Genomic DNA, 581 nt, shown 5'->3' on the forward strand with positions numbered 1-581 from the left:
GGCGGTGGTATCGACAAGGTGCTCGCCTCAGCAAGCTTTGCGCTTGTGCACTCGGCAGCCTCGCAGGTCGAACTTCTTGCTACCACGAATCCCTCCGGCACGGCAGCAATCAATCTCGTTGGCAACGAGTTCGCCCAGACGATCCAAGGCAATGCCGGTGCTAATTACATCAACGGTATGGGTGGCGCCGACACGCTGACAGGCTATGGCGGCAATGACACTTACGTCGTCGACAATGCTGGCGACAGGGTGATTGAAGCGGCCGGCGGCGGCGGCGACAGGGTATTTTCCACGGTGAGCTATGCTCTTTCGGCCGGCTCCCAAGTTGAGCTTCTTGCCACCACAAATCCTTCCGGCACGGGAGCAATCAATCTCACTGGCAACGAGTTTAACCAAGCCATCCAGGGCAACGCCGGCGCGAACATCATCAACGGCGCACGAGGTGCCGACATCTTGACCGGTAACGGAGGCAATGATGCCTTCGTGTTCAACAGCGCTCTTGGAGCCGGTAATATCGACAGGATCACCGACTTCAACAAGCTCCAGGACAAGATCCAGCTCGACGACGCGGTTTTTGCCGG

Annotated in this window: 1 pseudogene; it reads left to right on the forward strand. The window is 58.2% G+C overall.

Annotated features, from left to right (window positions below):
* Positions 1-581 (forward strand): annotated as a pseudogene (locus tag NKH17_RS33370) (calcium-binding protein); the annotation flags it as partial.

The organism is Mesorhizobium sp. M1334, from assembly GCF_040317995.1.
Classification (GTDB): Bacteria; Pseudomonadota; Alphaproteobacteria; order Rhizobiales; family Rhizobiaceae; genus Mesorhizobium.